This window comes from Mucilaginibacter koreensis (assembly GCF_054783355.1).
Genome location: NZ_BAAGQS010000002.1, coordinates 63,445 through 83,345 on the forward strand (window position 1 = coordinate 63,445; position 19,901 = coordinate 83,345).

Below are 19,901 nucleotides of genomic sequence, written 5' to 3' on the forward strand. Positions count from 1 at the left end.
TTTAGCGGTATAAAGTGCAATATGGTTTGTGACATTACTTTTATTATTGGCAATGTACAGTTTCGCTATCTTTACCGGCACAAACCGCGTACCTGTTTGTATTAAATAAGGCAGCAAAGGTACAATACGTACGCTTGCGCCGTATCATCTGATTATGGAAATTTTTGCATTGAGTGAAGGATCTTATTCTGTAGATGCTTCAAAAAAGTTTGTTCCTTTTAACCCCCAAACCGATAAGTTTACCGACAGGCCAGGCTCGCTTTTTATTCATGTAAATCCTTTTTTAATACAAACGGCTACAGACCTGATTGTATTGGATACCGGCCTGGGTTATAGAGATACCCGTGATGAATTGTTAATCCATCAGCACATCCGCAATGCCGGATTTGAGCCTGAGGAGGTAACACTGGTACTGATGTCGCACCTGCATTATGATCACTCGGGCGGGATGGTGACTGAAGTAAACGGAGCGTTGCAGCCCAGCTTTCCGCAGGCTAAACATGTAATACAAAAAGGTGAATGGGATAAAGCGCTGGCCGGTGCATCATCATCTTATCGCAAACCTATTTTTGAAGCTTTAATAAAACACAATATTAACCTGCAACTGGTAGAAGGATCAGGTACGGTACAGCCGGGAATTGATTATGAACTATCGGGCGGGCACACTGAGTTTCATCAGGTGTTTTTAATCAGCCTGGAAGGGAAGCAGGTTTTCTTCGGAGGCGATGAACTGCCCGAACCGGAACAATTGCAGCGTAAGTTTGCAGCTAAATATGATTTTGACGGGCGCAAAGCCATGCACCTGCGCGAAGGGTATGGTGCTAAAGCTGCAAGTGAAGGATGGATCTGTTTATTTTATCATGCCAAGGCAGTCCCTATTGGCACCGTGCAGCATGAGCATGAAACTTTTAAAGTAATACCGGCTTAGGCCGATTTTTCCATTTCAAATAGTTCCCTTATCTTTTCTACATTCAGTGGTTTAGAAATGAAGTCTTTTACCAATGGGTAAGATTTGGCTTTGTTGATATCATTACTGAACACGGAAGATGATATGATGTAGATTTTACTTTTTCGGGCAGGATCAATGTTAAGGCGGTTATACATTTCCAAGAACTCCCACCCGTTCATAATAGGCATATTAATATCCAGTAAGATGTAATCCGGAAGCTTATCAGGCTCAGTTTCCTGTAGGTTCATCAACTGGTCTATGGCAAACTTGCCATTTAAGCAGGCCATTATTTCTGCGTTATTTAATACTTTCCTGATTAGTTTAATCGAAATAAAATTGTTGATTTCGTCGTCATCTACTAATAAAACACTTACAGGCCTGTTGAACGTCATATCTCTTGTATACGGAAATAAAAACTAAATAGTTTTTACTCCAAATAGTTTTAAATGAATTATAATGTAATGTAAAGCAAAATTATTTACCCCTGCAATTTTTAGTTGCATATTGGCTATGCAGGCCGTTGAATGTGACTTTTAACAGATGATAGTTGCTAAATCAATTTAATTCTCTTTCCATAGCTCAGGGTGGTCGCGGTAATAAGTAAGCTGTTCAATAATCTGCTCAACTTCCTCAGTCAGTAATTCATGCTTCTCGTTAGAGGTGTAGGTAAATATCTGCCCCGGTTTATCAAAAATAATGTAGCCAAAGTAGTTGCCGTTTTCGGCTGTAAGTTGTTGGTTCATTAACCGTTCTGCTTCCGTGATTTCCGCGATAGCTTCGACATCCCTGAACAGGTAATATTTATAAGTCAGAATAGGGTGACTGTCCATCATCATCTTTACATCGGGAACAATCTTCAATGGTAAACTATCCACTTTAATATATATCGGTGTCATAGCGATTTAAAGGTTAGTGAAATTGATATAAGAAAGTAATAGCCACAGTATACCAGCTATCTACTCAACATTAAATTGTTGAACTAAGTTTTAGAATTTGTAATCGCGCTCCACCCTGCAAATCCTTACCTTATATTGAGTATACCATTTCTCTTTACCGTATTGTTGCGCTAACAGATGTTGGGCATTAGCTTTCCAGTTACTGATAGCCTCAGGCGAAGCCCAATAAGATACGGTAATTCCGGTTTCGTTACGTGCCGATTCTACACCCAGAAAACCTTCCTGCTGTTGTGCAAGGCGCACCATTTCAGTTACCATATCGCTATAGCCTTCATCTGTACAGGTGCGTATTGAAGTGAAAATTACTGCATAATAAGGTGGTTGGGGAGTATTGGCAATCATGCTGAAATTTAATAAATATGGTTATAAACCGAAACTGCCTTTAGGTGACTAAAGACAGTTTCGGTTGTTTATTTTCAGGTGCCGTATTCGGGCGTGGTTACTTCGCTTTCTTCAAACTCGTAATCGGTTAGCGGAGGGCAGCTGCAAATCAGGGTGCGGTCGCCATAGGTATCATTTACCCGACCTACCGATGGCCAGAATTTGTAGGCCGCTACATAAGGCAGCGGGAAGGCTGCTTTTTGGCGGGTGTAGCTATGTTCCCACTCGTTGCCGGTAATTACAGCAGCAGTATGCGGTGCATTTTTCAGCGGATTATCTGCTTTGTCCAACAAGCCGTTTTGCACATCCTCAATTTCATGACGAATAGCAATCATCGCATCGCAGAAACGGTCTAACTCGTGCTTAGGTTCCGATTCGGTAGGCTCTACCATCACCGTGCCTGCTACCGGGAAAGATACGGTTGGTGCATGGAAGCCATAATCCATTAAACGCTTGGCAATATCTGTTACTTCAATCCCAAAGTTTTTGAAAGCACGGCAATCCAAAATCATCTCGTGTGCGCAACGACCATTAGCACCAGCATATAATACCGGATAGTGTTGCTCTAAACGGGTTTTGATATAATTGGCATTCAGGATAGCGTATTTGGTAGCATCGGTTAAGCCATTGGCACCCATCATGGCAATATAAGCATGAGAGATGACCAGAATAGAAGCCGAGCCCCAAGGCGCTGCCGATACAGCGTGGATCGATTTGCCCTGATCAATATCTACCACAGCATGGCCTGGCAGGTAAGGCACCAGGTGCTTGGCAACGCCGATAGGGCCCATGCCGGGGCCACCGCCACCGTGAGGAATACAGAAGGTTTTATGCAAGTTGAGGTGGCAAACATCAGCGCCTATATTGGCCGGGCTGGTTAAGCCTACCTGGGCGTTCATGTTAGCACCATCCATATATACCTGGCCACCGTGCTGGTGGATGATTTCGCAGATTTCGATGATCGATTCTTCGAATACACCGTGGGTTGAAGGGTAGGTGACCATCAGGCAGCTCAATTCGTTGCTGTACTGCTCTGCTTTGGCTCTTAAATCACTTACATCAATATTGCCGTTGTCGTCACATTTCACCACAATAATTTTCATGCCTGCCATGGCTGCCGAAGCAGGGTTAGTGCCATGTGCTGAAGCCGGGATTAATGCTACATTACGGTGCTTGTCGCCACGGTCTTGGTGGTAAGCGCGGATCACCATCAGGCCGGCGTACTCGCCTTGGGCACCGGCATTAGGCTGCAGGCTCATGGCGGCAAAGCCGGTGATCTCGCTCAGCCATTTATTCAGCTCGTCGAACAGCTGCATGTAGCCGCCAGTTTGATCAACCGGTGCAAAAGGGTGCATTTTGCTGAACTCGGGCCAGGTTACCGGTACCATTTCGGTAGTGGCGTTAAGTTTCATAGTGCATGAACCCAAGGCAATCATGCTGTGGCAAAGTGATAAATCTTTTGCCTCTACTGATTTAATATAACGCAGCATCTCATGCTCTGAGTGATGCGAGTTAAATATAGGATGCGTTAAGTAAGCCGATTGGCGCTGCAGTTCGGCCGGAATTACAGTTTCTACATTAGCTTTAAGCTCATCAAAACCTACATCGTTTAAAGTTTTGCCTTTTACTTTGGCAAAAAAACGAACCAGTGTTTGAATATCCTTTACTTCAGTAGTTTCGTCAACAGAAATGGTAACTACAGAGCCTTTATAATGAAGGTTTACTTCGTTATTTAAAGCTTCGGAGTGTATAGGCTGAACTAAATCGCCCAACTCGAATTTTAAGGTATCAAAATAAGCAGTATTCAATTGCTCATAACCCAATTGCTGTAAGCTTTGCGCCAGCAATATGGTTAAGCCGTGTATGCGCTCAGCAATCAGCTTCAATCCTTTAGGGCCATGGTATACACCATACATACCCGCCATAATAGCCAGCAGAGCTTGGGCTGTACAAATGTTAGAAGTAGCTTTATCGCGGCGGATGTGCTGCTCGCGGGTTTGAAGGGCCATACGCAGTGCATAATTATTCGCGCTGTCTACCGTTACACCAATGATGCGGCCAGGCATAGAGCGCTTATATTCTTCTTTGGTAGCAAAGAAGGCGGCATGCGGCCCGCCAAAGCCCATAGGTACACCAAAGCGCTGGCTGGTGCCTACCACAATATCGGCACCCCACTCGCCCGGAGGAGTGAGCAATACCAGGCTCATCAGGTCGGCTACTACCGTTAGTTTGATGTTTTTGGCATGTGCCTGGGTGGCAAATTCTTTATAATCAAAAACTTCACCATTCCCGGCTGGATATTGAATGATGGCACCGAACATATTTTCGGTTAACTCTGCCGTACGGTGGTCGCCTATCTGCAACTCAATGCCATAAGGCTGTGAGCGGGTTTTTAAAATATCAATGGTTTGCGGAAATACCTCTTCTGATACAAAGAATATGTTAGCCTTTTGATTTTTGCGCAGGCTGTATTGCATAAACATTGCCTCGGCAGCGGCTGTACCTTCGTCTAACAAAGAAGCGTTGGCAATCTCCATCCCGGTTAAATCAATTACCATGGTTTGGAAATTTAACAAAGCCTGTAAACGGCCCTGCGCAATCTCAGCCTGGTAAGGGGTATATTGTGTATACCATCCCGGGTTTTCTAAAATATTGCGCTGAATGACGCCCGGAACAATCACATCATAGTAACCCTGGCCGATGTACGATTTAAATACCTTGTTTTTTGAAGCGGTTTGCTTCAAATCGTTCAGGTAATCAAATTCGCTTTTGGCAGCAGGTAAGTTTAACGGATTTTTCAACCGGATTTTGGCAGGCACTGTTTGGTCAATCAGCTCATCAATAGAGCTCACACCAATGGTACTCAGCATTTTTGCGGTATCAGCCGCGTTAGGTGCAATGTGCCTTGATTGAAATTTCTCCTGGTAATCAACATTCAGTTTCATAGAACGAAAAGCCCTCAATTTTTTTGCTGCAAAGGTAAGGTTTTGGGGGCGGAGTAACAATGCTTAACTGAATAGTGACAAAGCATTTACATCAAAATATCAGCTCTGCTGCGTTGATGCCAGCTGCCTTAAATATTGTTGAATGGTGTTTTCCAGGCCGTAATACAAGGCATCGCAAATTAAGGCATGGCCAATGCTGACTTCTTGTAAACCCGGCACATGTTCGGCAAAGTATTTTAAGTTTTCCAGGTCAAGGTCGTGGCCGGCGTTCAGGCCTAAGCCTACCCGCTGAGCTGCCTCTCCGGCCTGTACGTAAGGGGCAGCGGCCAGTTCAATACCTTGGTGATAGTGGCGGGCATAAGCTTCGGTGTACAGTTCCACACGGTCTGTGCCGGTTTCGGCGGCAGCCTCTATCATTTCAATTAAGGGGTCAACAAATAATGATACACGTATACCTTCTTTTTTGAAGCAACTTACCATATCAGTTAAATAACGCTTATACTCAATGGTATCCCAGCCGTGGTTAGATGTAATTTGGCTTTGTGCATCAGGTACTAACGTAACCTGGGCTGGCTTTACAGCCAGTACCAGATCCACAAATTTTTGCTCGTCGCAATTGCCTTCTATATTAAATTCGGTGGTAAGAACCTCCTTCAACTGGTACACATCATCGTAGCGGATATGGCGTTCATCGGGGCGGGGGTGTACTGTAATGCCTTGGGCACCGAAGCGCTCGCAGTCTAACGCTACTTTAATCAAATCAGGGTTGTTACCGCCGCGGGCATTGCGCAGGGTGGCAACTTTATTTATGTTTACAGATAATCGGGTCATCGGCTACGTGTTTAAATAACTACGGCAAACTTAAACGTTTTTGAATAGCAAACATTTTTTGGCCCGAATTGATTTGAAAGCTTAATATGAAAATGCTAAAGCTAAGCTGGATTCTACTTTTTACGCTGATTTCATCAGCCTGTCTGGCGCAGGCCAATTATCTGAACATCAAAAATTATGAAGTTTACTTTGGATTGTCACGTAAAGCGCCAACAAACTGGGTGATTTTGCGCCGCTTTGAGAACGCAGGGCGCAATTATTATGTAATGGTAAACCCGCAAACCTTAATTACCCGTGTAGATGAAGCAAGTAGTTATCCGGTACAGGTGGCAACTTTAACCCGGTTGCGTAAAGTGCTTGGCAATTCACCTTATGTAAAGGCCATGCAATCGGCAGAGGCTAAATCAATTCAGATACAGGATGCAGGTATAGAGCGGGGTTTACCTAAAGAAATAGGTATTAGCCTTACGGCCGATCTGTGCCCCTCGCACCGGCCGCTGGACCGGCGAATATTTACTACACTGTTCACTGAGTTTGGTAAAGTAGAGCGGCCGGTTCCTATTGCGCTTTCAGTTACCGGTATATGGATGCGGCAGCATCCGCAAGATCTGGCCTGGTTAAAGCAAATGCAACAACAGCAAAAAATCTATATCACCTGGATCAATCACTCTTATCATCATCGTGTAAGCCTGAAAGCTCCATTAAAAGAGAATTTTTTGCTGGAGCCCGGAACGAATATTAACGATGAAGTATTGTTAACTGAACAAGCGATGCTGAAGAACGGCTTATTACCTTCGGTATTCTTTCGTTTTCCGGGTTTGGTATCTGACCAAAGCCTGGTATCACAAATTACCAGTTTTGGCTTAATTCCGGTAGGTACCGATGCATGGCTCGCCAAAGGGCAGCAACCTCAAAATGGGAGTATTGTGTTGATACATGGTAACGGAAACGAGCCGGTAGGTGTGAATGATTTCATCAATTTGCTGCGCTTAAAAACCAAACAAATAGCCGGTAAGCAGTGGCTGTTGTATGATTTACGCGAAAGCGTAGATGACGAATTTGAAGACGGTGCCAAGTGATTGCATAACTATATTAACAAATGTTAAAATTTGATTCAGTAAAGTTTTGAAGCGTTGATTAAAGGGGAAGCAAAGCAGTATTTTGAACACTATTTAGAATTATACCATGAAAATCAAAGTTATAATTACAGGTGCTACCGGAATGGTGGGCGAAGGAGTGTTGCACGAGTGCCTGCAGCATCCGGATGTGGACCAGGTGCTGATTGTAAACCGTAAGCCTTATGGCGGTAATCACCCCAAACTGAAAGAGTTAATTGTGCCTGATTTGTTTAACCTTAGTTCGATTGTAAATCAGTTGAGCGGTTATAATGCCTGCTTCTTCTGTGCCGGCGTAACTTCGGTAGGCAAAAAAGAGGATGAATACCGCCACCTTACTTATGATTTAACCCTGAATTTTGCCAAAGCTGTAGTTCAGCAAAATCCGGACATGGTATTCTGTTATGTATCGGGTGTAGGTACAGACAGTACAGAGAAAGGCAGCAGCATGTGGGCCCGAGTAAAAGGTAAAACTGAAAACGACTTATTGAAATTGCCTTTTAAAAAAGTATATAACTTCAGGCCAGGGTTTATAAAGGCTACACCTGGTTTAAAAAACGTGTTGCCGCTATATAAGTATATCGGGTGGTTGTTTCCTGTACTCCAACTTTTATCGCCCAACCTGGCCAGTACCCTGGCAGAAGTAGGCTTGGCGATGATTAATGTACTGCAGAAGGGTTATTCAAGTTCAACTATCGAAGTAAAGGATATTAAACAATTAGCCAAAAGCGGCCTGTAAAATATTTTACAGGCCGCTTTTCGGGCGTATATCACACTTATTGCCTTTCCAAAAGTAATAGATTGGGGCACTATTCGATTGGTTTAAAAGTGCGGCCCCAGCGTATACCATGCCACATATCAGTGGCTGCACTATCCGTACTCAGCCAGGTAACAACAGCCTTTCCAATAATATGGTCTTCAGGTACATATCCCCAAAAGCGCGAATCTAAAGAGTTATGGCGGTTATCACCCATCATCCAGTAATAATTCATTTTGAAAGTATAGGTGGTTGCCGGTTTACCATTAATAATAATGTCTTTACCTTGATGCTGTAATTGATTGTGCTCGTATTTGGTAATGGCTTCAGTATATAAAGCTACCGTGCTGTCATTCAGGTGAATAGTCCAGCCACGTTTTGGCAGGGTGATCGGGCCATAATTATCTTCATTCCATTTGAATAAGGCATTGTGTGGAAATACATTTTCATCTGCTTCGCCAGCGGGCCGATTGTAATTTTGCACCGATTTAATGCCTTCAATGCCTTTTAATTCGGCTACATGGCTATACGGTACTGTCATTACACATTGCGTTTCGCTGATTTGGCCATCTACAGTAATGCCTAAATCTTGTAACAATTGAGGGTTTACCATTTGTCCGCTTAGGGTAACCAAGTAGTTGGTTTGCTGTAATGGAGCATTTGCGGCAGTTTTACCGTTGATATATACCTGCCCATCGCGAATGGTGAGTACATCGCCAGGGGTAGCCTGGCAGCGTTTGATCAGGGTGGTGCGCTGATCAATCGGGCGTTCGTAAGGCGGTTCATCTTTGGCCGGTTTGTTAAAAACTACTACATCACCTTTTTTTACTTCGCTAAAACCAGGTAGCCTAAAATAGGGCAGTTGCCAGCCTTCCCAATAAGTTTTGGTATGGTTGCTGCCTACGGTTGGCTCCATAAAAGGAATAGATAACGGTGTAATAGGCATACGGGGACCATAGCTTAATTTGCTTACAAAAATATGATCGCCGGCCAGTTCTGTGCCCTCCATAGAACCTGAAGGAATGGCATAAGCCGAGAATAACAGACCCCGTACAATAGTAGAAGCTACCAAGGCAAAAACGAAAGCATCCAGCCATTCGCGGGCTATGCTCTTTTTGGGTTTAGGCTTGTTGTCAGTAGTTTTGCGGAAGTTAAATTTCCAGTTCATAGTGAATTGGGCAGTTGATTTAAAGGTTGCTCGAATAACGTATAAAGTAATAAGATAGTATACCGGTGTGGTTGTTACACAGCCAAATATACAAAAGGGGAATGTAGTTACTTACTACATTCCCCTTTTGTGTTGCTTTAAAACTAACTGTTTACAGCCTGTTGTTATAATGGCTGCGTACCCTTACCGGTTGCAGTTTACGGTTGCCGCCACCGCCGCTGTTATCGTGGTGGTCATGGTGATCGGTATTATCTATACTTTTCAAAATAATCAAAATCAGCATTACGCCAAAACCAATCAGCAAAGGCAGGCGATAGGAGATCAAGCCGGCAATAATGCTGGCCCAAATTACTGAATCGGCCGCAGGCAAGCGGTATCCGAATGCGAACAGGCCGGTAAGCAACAGCAAAATGCTTAAAACTATCAGCTGGTATTTCTTCATAGTATCGGCCCTTTTATAGTTCCTTATTTAAAAGTAAACATTATTTTAATCATTATAGTACATGCAATGTCATTAATAGTTTCTGTACTGACAAAAGGTTATCCACCATAACCCGGAAAATTATTAAAAGATGAAAGATAGCATGCCTGCTAAAAAAAGGAGGCATCAGTAAATAGTACCATACAAACATGGTTTGTTGCCATAAAAGATGTTATAAAAGGCTGTATGTTTGAATTATGGCAAAGGGCGAGTTTCCGGTATATGATATCTGCAAACTTTCTGAATATAAGGAAGAAGATATTCAGGTACAGCGTTTTGCGCCGTATTTGCAAGTGCATAAAAATTTGCACCTGGCCCACAGGCACAATTTTTACCATCTGGTATTATTTACCAAGGGTGGCGGGTTTCATACCATAGACTTTCAAAATTTTGATGTAAGCTTTATGCAAATCTATTTTATGGTGCCCGGTCAGGTACATAGCTGGAGTTTTGAAGGGGAAGTAGATGGCTATGTTATTAATTTTTCTGTTCCCTTTTTTCAATCCTTTTTGCTGCGTGCTGATTATCTGGAGCAGTTCCCGTTTTTTAGTGGTACGGTTGATGAACAGGTTATTGAATTGCCAAATGAACTGCATGCTCCGATAATCAGTTTAATGGAACAGCTGATTAAAGAACAGGAGGAGCGGCGGCCATTAGGGCAAGATATGATAAAAGCTTTATTGCTGCAATTATTCATTTATACCGGGCGCATAAGTGGCCATACACAAAACAGCCAGCTGTCGGGTTACAATTATACGCTGCTGCGCAGTTTTCAAAAGCTAATTGAGCAGCATTATAAGACGTTGCGGTTACCAAAGGATTATGCGGAACTGTTATATGTTACCCCAAACCATTTAAATGCCTTGTGTAATGATTTATTAGGTGCATCGGCAGGCGAGGTGATCAGGAACCGGGTAGTACTGGAAGCTAAGCGTATGCTGGTGAACCCTGAATTGAGCATTGCTGAAATTGCCTGGCAGCTCAATTTTACCGATAACTCTTATTTCAGTAAGTTTTTTAAAAAGTTAACAGGAAATACGCCTGAAATATTCAGAAAAAATTTAATACACCAACATCATGGAAATATTAAAAACTAATCATCAATATCAATTGGAACATACGCCACCTCACGAACTTAAATCAGCCCTGCATGCCAAGTGCCCGAAGTGCAGAACCGGTAATATGTTTGCCAACGGTTTATACAGTTTTAGCGGACAAAAGATGCACGAGGCCTGCCCGCATTGCGGCTTCCATTTTGAGATAGAGCCGGGCTATTTTTATGTAGCTATGTTTGTGAGTTATGCCTTAAACGTGGCTCTGTTGGTTACCCTTGGGGTTGGTACCTATTTGTTAACACAAAGTGAGAACCCATGGGTGTATATCCCCATACTGTTTTCTGCCGCCTTTGTGCTTTCACCGGTAAATTTCAGATACTCAAGAGTGATTTTACTATACTGGCTAACACCGGGTGTGCATTTTGAGCGCAGACGCTGGGAGCGTTTATCATAATTGCCAACTGTTGTAATGCTGAAATGGTGTTTTGCGCTCATTAAACAGAAAAGGAGATGTACAATACATCTCCTTTTCTGTTTAAAATATCATGGCTCTAATTGGACACTCGCATGTCCTGATCGTCTTGCTTGCCGGCGGAGTACAAGCCTATCACCACAAACAAAATCATAAAACCAATCAGCATCGGCAAGAGTAAAGGTCTTAACATATCGGTGTAGATACCCCGGTTTTGCCAGTCGTTAGGGTTAACGTGGCTGCCAATGGTATACTCCAAAAAACCGGTAATCAGTGCCGCAACAGCTATCGCGCCCAAAATCAATCTCCTGCTCTTCATCCTGTACTTTTTACGGCGTTTAAATTAAAAAGTTGGCTTTCCAGTTTTTAAGAATATTTACGGAACGCTATACAGTTCGGTTTTCCAACAAAAAAGGGATAAAGCAAAACTTTATCCCTTTTTTATTCGAGGTGCAGTTACTGTTTAATAACGATAATATTCCGGTTTAAACGGACCTTCTACAGTAACGCCGATATATTCAGCCTGGTCCTGATCCAATACCTCCAGCTCTACGCCAATTTTGGCTAAGTGCAGGCGGGCTACTTTTTCGTCCAGGTGCTTAGGCAGGGTGTACACTTTATTTTCGTAAGCCTCACTGTTGGTCCACAATTCTAATTGAGCCAAAGTTTGGTTAGTGAATGAGTTTGACATCACAAAGCTTGGGTGACCAGTGGCGCAACCTAAGTTTACCAAGCGGCCTTCGGCCAGTACAATCACGTCTTTACCTTCAATTGTATATTTATCTACCTGAGGTTTAATTTCAATTTTGGTATCGCCGTAAGCACCGTTTAACCAGGCCATGTCAATCTCGTTATCGAAGTGGCCGATGTTACAAACGATAGCTTTATCTTTCAATGCGCGGAAGTGGTTTTCGCGAACGATATTTTTGTTACCGGTAGCAGTTACCACAATGTCGGCTTCGCTGATGGCGGTAGAAAGTTTCTTCACTTCAAAACCTTCCATTGCTGCCTGTAAAGCACAGATCGGGTCAATTTCGGTTACAATTACACGTACACCGGCATTGCGCAGTGAGTCGGCCGAACCTTTACCCACATCGCCATAACCGCAAACTACGGCTACTTTACCAGCCATCATTACGTCGGTAGCACGGCGAATAGCATCTACCAATGATTCGCGGCAACCATATTTATTATCAAATTTCGATTTGGTAACCGAGTCGTTGATGTTGATTGCAGGGATGGGCAGGGTGCCTTTTTGCATACGCTCGTACAAGCGGTGTACACCGGTGGTAGTTTCTTCTGATAAGCCTTTAATGCCGGCTACCAGCTCAGGATATTTATCAAACACCATGTTGGTTAAATCGCCGCCGTCATCCAAAATCATGTTCAGGGGCTGGCGCTCTTCACCAAAATGCAGGGTTTGCTCAATGCACCAATCAAACTCTTCGGCGTTCATCCCTTTCCAGGCATAAACTGAAATGCCGGCAGCAGCAATAGCCGCAGCGGCATGATCCTGCGTAGAAAATATGTTACAAGATGACCAGGTAACTTCGGCGCCTAAGGCAACTAAAGTTTCAATTAAAACAGCAGTTTGAATAGTCATGTGCAAACAGCCGGCAATACGGGCACCTTTTAATGGCTGCGACGGGCCGTATTCGGCACGCAGGGCCATTAAACCCGGCATCTCTGCTTCGGCCAGTTCAATCTCTTTGCGGCCCCATTCGGCAAGCGAGAGGTCTTTTACCTTATTTTTAACGTAAGTAGTTTCTACTGTTGACATTGTATCTCAATTATTTGCCTACAAAGATAACTGTTGCAGCATCAAGAAACAAGCATCACAACTGCCGGATAAAAGATAAAGGACAAAAGACAAAGGAAGTTACTTCCTAATCTTTTGTCCTTTATCAAAAAGTATTTTGCCTGTATACTTAATTCAAAGTCAGGTATTTTGCTGGGTTAACTGCTTTGCCGTTTACACGAACTTCATAGTGCAGGTGCGGGCCGGTAGAGCGGCCGGTGCTGCCAACGCGGCCAATTACATCGCCTACGGTAACGCGCTGGCCCTCGCGCACATTGATGTGTGATAGATGACCATACCAGGTTTGCAAATTACCTGCGTGTTGTATACGGATACAATTACCATAACCACCCGCACGGCCGGTAAAAACAACCCGGCCGCTGGCAGTGCATTTTACCATATCACCGGTTTGGCCTCTAAAGTCTAAACCCGGATGAAATTCACTGCGGCCGCCTTCAAACGGATTGCCGCGGTAGCCAAAGAAAGAAGTGAACGCGCTAACCCGGGGGTAACCCATCGGTATAGCGGCAATATTGTTGACTAAACGCTCCAGATAGCCATTAAATTTAGCGTAAAGCTTCAGATTTAAGTTTTTTTTTGAATCTGCTTTGGTTTTGGGCGCCTTAAAGTTCATGGTATGCAAACCGCGGCGGCTCAGGTAATTGTTGATTTTGCTCAGCTTGGCCTGTATGCCGTCAATGTAGCTTAAAGCTTTGGTTTGATTACTGTCTGTAGAAGCGGTAATCAAGTTCAGGCGGCTGGCACCATCGGCTACCTGGCTTTGCAACTCGTTTACCTGCGTTAACAGACGGGCATTTTCGGCCTGTTGTACATCATGCTGTTTTTTGAGTTGCAGCAATGAAACCGATAAGGCAATTACCACCGCAATAATTACGGCGATGCTTAATTTTAACCAGTTAAAATGCGTGCTTTTAATCTGTAATACTTTCGGATCGAGCTGATTTTTGCCAACACCACTTCCTCTGCTTAAATCTGCTTGTTTTAAGTCCATCAATAGTTCCAATAAAAGTTTAATCAATCAAGGGGTCAGCAGCCAATATCAAAATTCTTGCGAATTTTCACAAACGCTGATGAGTATAACTTATACGAGAACGTCAGTTAAATGTTATTATTTTTGCACCCGAAAATTTTAAGTTTGATTATCTGTATTTTTGCAGATAGATTTTTAACGAATAATTATGTATCCAGAATATTTAGTAGCCCCAATGCGGGCCGATTTAACCAATGCCGGCTTTCAGGAGCTGTTGAATGCCGAGGACGTAACTAATGCCATTGAAAGCGAAGGTACTGTATTTGTAATGGTAAATTCGGTTTGCGGTTGTGCTGCCGGTATGGCCCGCCCTGCTGCCAAAGCTGCCGTACAAAATGAGAAACGCCCCGATAAATTGGTAACGGTTTTTGCCGGTATGGAACAGGATGCGGTACAAAAAGCACGTAATTACATGCTGCCTTATCCTCCATCATCACCCGCTATGGCATTGTTTAAAGATGGTAAATTAGTGCACATGATTGAGCGCCACCAAATTGAAGGCCGCCCGGCACAAATGATTGCCGATAACCTGATGAATGCTTTTGATCAGTATTGCTAATCCAGATATACTTCTGCTAAGGAAGATATAAAAACAAGAAAAGCCGCTTTAATCAGAGCGGCTTTTCTTGTTTTTATATTATTTATTCAGACCTTAAACTTTTTACCGGATTTACCAGCGCTGCTTTCACTGCCTGAAAGCTTACAGTGAGCAAAGCGATAGTAATGGCAGCCAGCCCGGCCAGTGTAAACATCCACCAACTAAGGTGAATGTGGTAGGCAAATGCCTGCAGCCATTTACTCATGGCCCACCACGACACCGGTACGGCAATAATGATGGCCGCAAACACCAACTTTAAAAAATCGGCCGATAGCAGTTTAACAATGCCTGTTGTGCTGGCGCCCAATACTTTTCTTACCCCAATTTCTTTAATACGCTGCTCGGCGCTGAAGGCGGCCAGGCCAAATAGCCCCAGGCATGAAATGAATATGGCAATTAAGGTAAAAGAGTTGATGATATGTGATAAGGTTATTTCCGCTTCGTATTGTTTTTGTACTTCATTATCCAAAAATGCAAACTCAAACGGAGCAGAAGGAATATCATTATGCCATAGCTGTTCTATTTTTCTGAGCAGGGCAGGATAATCTTTGGTATCTGTAGCCACCATTAAATTGTTCATGTCGCCTTGCTTGTCATCATACATAAACATAAAGGGCTTGATATCGCCATGCAGCGAGTTGAAATTGAAATCTTTAAGTACGCCGGCAACCTCTACGTACGTAGCCGGGTTAGGCAGGTATTGGGTATACAAGCGTGTGCCAGGTGCATTTTTAACATTTAAACCCAAGCGGTGCATCATCGTTTCGTTAATGAGTACCTTGCCCGAATCACTTTCAGTAAAATTGCGGCCACTAATAAGTTTGATGCCTGCAGTGCTGATATAGTTTTTATCAGTTGTAATGTTCTGGGCATCCACCGCATTGGTCATGTTACCGCCAGAAAGATAAACCCCATGATCGCGCATGATGGCTTCGCCTAACGATGCATTGGAACGGCTGGTGTTTTTTATTTCCGGCAATTGCCGTAAATCATTGGCAAAGCCATCAATTTTATGTTGTGTGCTGCCTGTGTAAAACCTGAAGATTAACTTTTGCTGCTGATTGAAGCCTAAATCTTTGTTCTTGATGTAATTAAGCTGGCTGTAGATAACTATAATACCGATAATCAGCACAATAGAAATGATAAACTGAAATACCACCAACGACCGGCGCAAACCCACGGCAGATACCTGATTGGTTACATTGCCCTTGATAACGCTAATGGTTTTAAAAGCCGATAAATAAAATGCCGGATAGCTGCCCGCCAGTAAGCCGGTAACCGTAACTAAGGCAGCCAGCATCAGCCACATAGTGTAATTATTGGCATGAATGTGAATGTCGGCCTGGGTGAGGGAGTTGAGATAAGGGAGCAGTAACAGGAGCAGGGGCAATGCAATAATAACGCTGATAAAGGAAAGCAGGAAGGATTCGCCGATGAACTGCCGGATCAGGTCAGATTTGCTGGCTCCTATCACTTTACGTACGCCCACTTCTTTAGCCCGTTTAGAGGCACGTGCGGTAGACAGATTCATAAAGTTGATACAGGCCGTTACCTGAATGAGCACTGCAATTAAAGAAAGGGTGTACAAAAACGAAGGGCTCACCGTCTTACTGATCTCAGCATCAAAACCATTGGTGGTATGAATAGCTTTGATGGGTTGCAGATGCAGCTGCTTCTCCATACCTAACTCTTTGAGTTGCTGGCCGCCGTATTTGTTCAAAAAGGCAGGCAGTTTGCTTTCTATGCTTTTGGCATCAGCATCGGGGCGGAGCTTGATATAAGTGCTTACGAAATTATTGCCAGACCATGTGTTATCTTTTACCACATAGTCGCCCATGCCGCCGCTGTTGATAGATAGCAACATATTAACTTGCAGATGCGATTTGCCCAGGGAGTTGTCAATCACACCGGTCACTTTAAAATCGTGCCTGCCAAAAGAGTCATCAAAGGTGATGACTTTGTTAATTGGGTTATCATAGCCAAACAACTTTTCGGCTGTTGATTGCTGCAGCACAATAGAGTAAGGTGCGCTAAGCGCACTGGCCGGATTACCTGCGACGAAATGGTAACCAAAAATTTTAAAAAAGTCGGCATCGGCATAAAAGGCATCCGTTTCATATAATGATTTCAGGCCATAATTGAGTAAATGCTTGCTAACTCCCATTGAAGGCACCACACGGGCATATTGATCAACCTCCGCAAAATCACGTTTCATGGCCGGGCCAATAGGGGGCGATGAAGTAGCAAATTTGCGTGCGTCCCCTTTGCTGGCCATCTGGGTGGTAACACGGTATATCGCATTGGCATCAGGCTGATAATCATCATAGCTATACTGATCCTGCACATACAATAAAATGTAAATGCAGGAAAGTGTACCTATAGCCAGGCCGATAATATTGATAAAGCTATACGTTTTGTTTTTGAGTAAAAACCGCAGGGCAGTTTTAAAGTAGCTTTTAATCATAATAAAGGATATAAAATAATAGATGTAAACTTTGTACAGCTGTTATAAATAATATGCCATTCAATTAAGGCGCTTATTTTTAATGCTTTGTGATCTAAGTTCGTTTACGAAAGTGTTCGTAAACGGACACTTGGTGTACGGATATAATTAGCCAGAATTAATTATGAGCGCAGTGGCTATCCTTGATATTGTTCAGGTAGTTATACGCAGCTGCAATTTGTGGTTCCTTTAGAATTGTAAAGTCGTTCAAAACATTACTTTTGTGATGTAAGAATAATAAAATCTACAAATATTAATCAATTATACTCACTCATCCGTATGACCTTTAAATACTCAGCCTTTGTAGCCGCCGCCATGTTTGTGGCCGGCCTGCATACCCAGGGCGCTTTTGCACAGAGTGTAGCACCTGAGCCACCTAACCCGGTATTAAAAATTTACCGTGCGACTGCCCCCAAAATTAATGATTTGGTGAATACCAAACTTGATGTACGGTTCGATTATAAAAAACGCTATTTGTACGGCAAAGAGTGGGTGACCTTAAAGCCACATATGTACCCTACTGATACCCTGCGCCTGGATGCGAAAGGAATGGATATAAAAACCATTGCAGTAGTAAAAAACGGCAAAAATGTACCGTTAAAATATAAGTACGATGATGGCCTTTCATTGGCAATTCAATTAGACAAAGTATATCGTAATAACGAGCAGTACACCATATACATTGATTACACTGCCAAGCCCGACGAATTAAAGGTAGAAGGTAGTGCTGCCATCAGCGATGCCAAAGGTTTATATTTCATTAACCCCGATAGCGCTGTAAAAGGCAAGCCGGTGCAAATCTGGACACAGGGTGAAAGCGAAAGCTCGTCAGCCTGGTTCCCGACCATTGACAAGCCGAACCAGAAGACTACCGAGGAAATTACGATGACGGTGCCAGCTAAGTATGTTACCCTGAGCAACGGCCGCCTGGTGACCCAAAAGAAAAATGCCGACGGTACCCGTACCGATACCTGGAAAATGGATTTGCCGCACTCGCCTTACTTGTTTATGATGGCAGTAGGCGATTTCAAAATCTATCATGATAAATGGCGCAACACCCCGGTAGATTATTATCTGGAACCTAAATATGCGCCTTATGCAAAAGATATCTTCGGCTTTACGCCGGAGGTGATGGAGTTTTACTCTAAAACCCTGGGTGTAGATTACCCCTGGAATAAGTATGCACAGATTGTAGTGCGCGATTATGTAAGCGGCGCCATGGAAAATACCACGGCTACCTTGCATGGCGAGTATGTGCAAGCTACCAAACGCGAACTGCTGGATGCCGGTTACGATGAAGGCCGCAGCACTATTGTGCACGAATTATTCCACCAGTGGTTTGGCGATTATGTGACCACCGAAAGCTGGAGCAACCTTACCGTAAACGAGTCTTTTGCCGATTTTAGCGAAACCCTTTGGGCCGAGCATAAATATGGCCAGGATGAAGGCGATGCGCACATTCAGCAAGATCGTGAAAACTACATCCGTACTCCTGGGGCTTCGAACAAGGATTTAGTGCGCTTCCATTATAATGATAAGGAAGACATGTTTGATGTGGTTACCTACCAAAAAGGTGGCAGCATTTTATACATGTTACGTAATTATTTAGGCCGCGAAGCCTTTTACAAAGGTTTAAATATTTACCTGAAAGCAAACGCACTTAAAAACGGTGAAGCACAGCAACTGCGTTTGGCTTTAGAGGAAGCCAGCGGCAAAGATCTCAACTGGTTCTTCAACCAATGGTACTATGGTTCAGGCCATCCGGCACTGCAAATTGATTACAAGTGGGATGCAGCTACTAAAACGCAAACCGTTTATCTGCAGCAAACCCAGCCGGATAAAGTATTTACCCTGCCTATGGCCATTGACATTTACGCAGGTGGTAAGAAAACCCGCCACGAGGTATGGATGCGCGACCGTGCTGATACACTGACCTTCCACTCGGATGTGCAGCCCAGCCTGGTGAACGTAGATGCTGATAAAGCGCTGTTGGTGCAGAAAACTGATGGTAAAACGCTGGATAATTTCGTATTTCAGTACTTTAACGCCCCACTTTATTTAGATCGTAAAGAGGCTTTGGAGGCGGCTATAGCAAAACAAACCACTGAGAAAGAGGCCCGCCGTGTGGTAATTGCTGCTTTAAAAGATAAATACCATGGTTTGCGTATCCGTGCTATCCGTGCTTTAAAAATGGACAATGACCAGGTACGTAACGATGCGCAACCAATACTGGTAACTTTGGCGCAAACCGATGAAAATACCCTGGTTCGTGCTGCCGCATTAAACACATTGGCTAAACTGAAAGCATCGGGGATGACTAATTTGTTTAAGCAGGCTTTAAGCAGCCCTTCTTACGCTGTGCAGGCAGCTGGCTTAAATGGTATTGTGGCTCTAAACCCAAGCGAAGCTTTAGCTGCAGCAAAAGGCTTTGAAAAAGATAACGGTGGTGCCTTAACCGACGCTATTGTAGGTACTTATGCTGCCAGCGGTAACGATGCCGAGTGGACTTTTGTAAACCAAAAGTTTGACGATATGAGCGTGCAGGCCAAATTCACCAATCTGCGTGCTTACGCTGGTATGGTGGGCCGCCTTAAAAACCCACAGTATGCACAGCAAGGTATAGCTACGCTGAAAGAGTTAGGCTCACGCTACAACGCTTATGGTGTACAACCTTATGTTATTGGTATGTTAAACGATATCAAAGCCCAGCGTACCGCCATGAATGATAACGCTTCGGCTACTGCAGCCGAGCAGGCTGTGGCACAATTAGGGCAGAAATAGTACATAAGTTTATTGTTTAAATAGTATCAAACAACGTCATTGCGAGGAACGAAGCAATTT

18 protein-coding genes are annotated in these 19,901 nt (G+C 43.6%); 7 read left to right on the forward strand and 11 right to left on the reverse strand.

The genetic code is table 11. The features are described 5' to 3' along the window. Positions 1–154: 154 nt before the first annotated feature. A complete protein-coding gene (locus ACYVNW_RS16840) occupies positions 155–928 on the forward strand; it encodes an MBL fold metallo-hydrolase (protein WP_460681084.1) in 774 nt (257 codons plus the stop codon). Here ACYVNW_RS16840 and ACYVNW_RS16845 read toward each other — a convergent pair. The 5 genes from ACYVNW_RS16845 to ACYVNW_RS16865 form a co-directional block, all read right to left on the reverse strand. Further along, positions 925–1,341 carry a response regulator gene (locus ACYVNW_RS16845; RefSeq protein WP_460681085.1) on the reverse strand — a complete coding sequence of 139 codons (417 nt, stop codon included), beginning with the start codon at positions 1,339–1,341 and terminating at the stop codon, positions 925–927. The genes ACYVNW_RS16840 and ACYVNW_RS16845 overlap by 4 nt on opposite strands. 168 nt (positions 1,342–1,509) lie before the next feature. After that, positions 1,510–1,845 carry a hypothetical protein gene (locus ACYVNW_RS16850; RefSeq protein ID WP_460681086.1) on the reverse strand — a complete coding sequence of 112 codons (336 nt, stop codon included), beginning with the start codon at positions 1,843–1,845 and terminating at the stop codon, positions 1,510–1,512. Between the two features lie 90 nt (positions 1,846–1,935). Then, positions 1,936–2,247 (reverse strand): antibiotic biosynthesis monooxygenase family protein, encoded by a 312-nt coding sequence (locus ACYVNW_RS16855; RefSeq protein ID WP_460681087.1) that lies wholly within the window; start codon positions 2,245–2,247, stop codon positions 1,936–1,938. Between the two features lie 74 nt (positions 2,248–2,321). Next, a complete protein-coding gene (gcvP, locus tag ACYVNW_RS16860; RefSeq protein ID WP_460681088.1) occupies positions 2,322–5,231 on the reverse strand; it encodes an aminomethyl-transferring glycine dehydrogenase in 2,910 nt (969 codons plus the stop codon). Positions 5,232–5,330: 99 nt separating this feature from the next. Continuing rightward, positions 5,331–6,062: a pyridoxine 5'-phosphate synthase gene (locus tag ACYVNW_RS16865; RefSeq protein WP_460681089.1), complete on the reverse strand. Its 732-nt coding sequence runs from the start codon at positions 6,060–6,062 to the stop codon at positions 5,331–5,333. An 86-nt stretch (positions 6,063–6,148) separates the two neighbouring features. On the opposite strand from ACYVNW_RS16865, the gene ACYVNW_RS16870 reads away from it, so the two are divergent. Then, entirely contained in the window at positions 6,149–7,141 is a 993-nt protein-coding gene (locus tag ACYVNW_RS16870; RefSeq protein WP_460681090.1) for a polysaccharide deacetylase family protein, read from the forward strand. Positions 7,142–7,247: 106 nt separating this feature from the next. Beyond that, positions 7,248–7,916 (forward strand): NAD-dependent epimerase/dehydratase family protein, encoded by a 669-nt coding sequence (locus tag ACYVNW_RS16875; protein ID WP_460681091.1) that lies wholly within the window; start codon positions 7,248–7,250, stop codon positions 7,914–7,916. A gap of 70 nt (positions 7,917–7,986) precedes the next feature. Here the strand turns inward: ACYVNW_RS16875 and lepB are convergent, their stop codons facing one another. Further along, positions 7,987–9,102 (reverse strand): signal peptidase I, encoded by a 1,116-nt coding sequence (gene lepB, locus ACYVNW_RS16880; protein ID WP_460681092.1) that lies wholly within the window; start codon positions 9,100–9,102, stop codon positions 7,987–7,989. Between the two features lie 151 nt (positions 9,103–9,253). Continuing rightward, positions 9,254–9,544 (reverse strand): hypothetical protein, encoded by a 291-nt coding sequence (locus tag ACYVNW_RS16885; protein ID WP_460681093.1) that lies wholly within the window; start codon positions 9,542–9,544, stop codon positions 9,254–9,256. A 236-nt stretch (positions 9,545–9,780) separates the two neighbouring features. On the opposite strand from ACYVNW_RS16885, the gene ACYVNW_RS16890 reads away from it, so the two are divergent. Together ACYVNW_RS16890 and ACYVNW_RS16895 are read left to right on the forward strand one after the other, a co-directional pair. Then, a complete protein-coding gene (locus ACYVNW_RS16890; protein ID WP_460681094.1) occupies positions 9,781–10,680 on the forward strand; it encodes a helix-turn-helix domain-containing protein in 900 nt (299 codons plus the stop codon). Then, positions 10,661–11,092 (forward strand): DUF983 domain-containing protein, encoded by a 432-nt coding sequence (locus tag ACYVNW_RS16895; RefSeq protein ID WP_460681095.1) that lies wholly within the window; start codon positions 10,661–10,663, stop codon positions 11,090–11,092. The genes ACYVNW_RS16890 and ACYVNW_RS16895 overlap by 20 nt, the downstream gene beginning before the upstream one ends. Before the next feature lie 97 nt (positions 11,093–11,189). Here ACYVNW_RS16895 and ACYVNW_RS16900 read toward each other — a convergent pair whose 3' ends face one another. From ACYVNW_RS16900 to ACYVNW_RS16910, 3 genes are all read right to left on the reverse strand, one after another. Further along, positions 11,190–11,429, reverse strand: coding sequence for a hypothetical protein (locus tag ACYVNW_RS16900; protein ID WP_460681096.1), 240 nt, complete (start codon positions 11,427–11,429; stop codon positions 11,190–11,192). A 144-nt stretch (positions 11,430–11,573) separates the two neighbouring features. Further along, positions 11,574–12,890: an adenosylhomocysteinase gene (ahcY, locus tag ACYVNW_RS16905; RefSeq protein WP_460681097.1), complete on the reverse strand. Its 1,317-nt coding sequence runs from the start codon at positions 12,888–12,890 to the stop codon at positions 11,574–11,576. Positions 12,891–13,038: 148 nt separating this feature from the next. Further along, positions 13,039–13,920, reverse strand: coding sequence for a M23 family metallopeptidase (locus ACYVNW_RS16910; protein ID WP_460681098.1), 882 nt, complete (start codon positions 13,918–13,920; stop codon positions 13,039–13,041). Between the two features lie 187 nt (positions 13,921–14,107). Here ACYVNW_RS16910 and ACYVNW_RS16915 point away from each other — a divergent pair, with 187 nt between their 5' ends. Then, positions 14,108–14,518, forward strand: coding sequence for a BrxA/BrxB family bacilliredoxin (locus tag ACYVNW_RS16915; RefSeq protein WP_460681099.1), 411 nt, complete (start codon positions 14,108–14,110; stop codon positions 14,516–14,518). A gap of 82 nt (positions 14,519–14,600) precedes the next feature. Here ACYVNW_RS16915 and ACYVNW_RS16920 read toward each other — a convergent pair whose 3' ends face one another. Beyond that, positions 14,601–17,021: an ABC transporter permease gene (locus tag ACYVNW_RS16920; RefSeq protein WP_460681100.1), complete on the reverse strand. Its 2,421-nt coding sequence runs from the start codon at positions 17,019–17,021 to the stop codon at positions 14,601–14,603. Positions 17,022–17,339: 318 nt separating this feature from the next. On the opposite strand from ACYVNW_RS16920, the gene ACYVNW_RS16925 reads away from it, so the two are divergent. Beyond that, positions 17,340–19,841, forward strand: a complete 2,502-nt coding sequence (locus tag ACYVNW_RS16925; RefSeq protein WP_460681101.1) for a M1 family aminopeptidase — start codon at positions 17,340–17,342, stop codon at positions 19,839–19,841. Positions 19,842–19,901: the final 60 nt, after the last annotated feature.

Coding starts and splice junctions, on each gene's coding strand:
- ACYVNW_RS16850 (WP_460681086.1), bottom strand. CDS start 1,845: ATGACACCGATATATATTAAAGTGGATAGTTTACCATTGAAGATTGTT.
- ahcY (WP_460681097.1), bottom strand. CDS start 12,890: ATGTCAACAGTAGAAACTACTTACGTTAAAAATAAGGTAAAAGACCTC.
- ACYVNW_RS16885 (WP_460681093.1), bottom strand. CDS start 9,544: ATGAAGAAATACCAGCTGATAGTTTTAAGCATTTTGCTGTTGCTTACC.
- ACYVNW_RS16890 (WP_460681094.1), top strand. CDS start 9,781: ATGGCAAAGGGCGAGTTTCCGGTATATGATATCTGCAAACTTTCTGAA.
- gcvP (WP_460681088.1), bottom strand. CDS start 5,231: ATGAAACTGAATGTTGATTACCAGGAGAAATTTCAATCAAGGCACATT.
- ACYVNW_RS16870 (WP_460681090.1), top strand. CDS start 6,149: ATGAAAATGCTAAAGCTAAGCTGGATTCTACTTTTTACGCTGATTTCA.
- ACYVNW_RS16895 (WP_460681095.1), top strand. CDS start 10,661: ATGGAAATATTAAAAACTAATCATCAATATCAATTGGAACATACGCCA.
- ACYVNW_RS16865 (WP_460681089.1), bottom strand. CDS start 6,062: ATGACCCGATTATCTGTAAACATAAATAAAGTTGCCACCCTGCGCAAT.
- ACYVNW_RS16855 (WP_460681087.1), bottom strand. CDS start 2,247: ATGATTGCCAATACTCCCCAACCACCTTATTATGCAGTAATTTTCACT.
- ACYVNW_RS16875 (WP_460681091.1), top strand. CDS start 7,248: ATGAAAATCAAAGTTATAATTACAGGTGCTACCGGAATGGTGGGCGAA.
- ACYVNW_RS16845 (WP_460681085.1), bottom strand. CDS start 1,341: ATGACGTTCAACAGGCCTGTAAGTGTTTTATTAGTAGATGACGACGAA.
- lepB (WP_460681092.1), bottom strand. CDS start 9,102: ATGAACTGGAAATTTAACTTCCGCAAAACTACTGACAACAAGCCTAAA.
- ACYVNW_RS16915 (WP_460681099.1), top strand. CDS start 14,108: ATGTATCCAGAATATTTAGTAGCCCCAATGCGGGCCGATTTAACCAAT.
- ACYVNW_RS16920 (WP_460681100.1), bottom strand. CDS start 17,021: ATGATTAAAAGCTACTTTAAAACTGCCCTGCGGTTTTTACTCAAAAAC.
- ACYVNW_RS16900 (WP_460681096.1), bottom strand. CDS start 11,429: ATGAAGAGCAGGAGATTGATTTTGGGCGCGATAGCTGTTGCGGCACTG.
- ACYVNW_RS16910 (WP_460681098.1), bottom strand. CDS start 13,920: ATGGACTTAAAACAAGCAGATTTAAGCAGAGGAAGTGGTGTTGGCAAA.
- ACYVNW_RS16925 (WP_460681101.1), top strand. CDS start 17,340: ATGACCTTTAAATACTCAGCCTTTGTAGCCGCCGCCATGTTTGTGGCC.
- ACYVNW_RS16840 (WP_460681084.1), top strand. CDS start 155: ATGGAAATTTTTGCATTGAGTGAAGGATCTTATTCTGTAGATGCTTCA.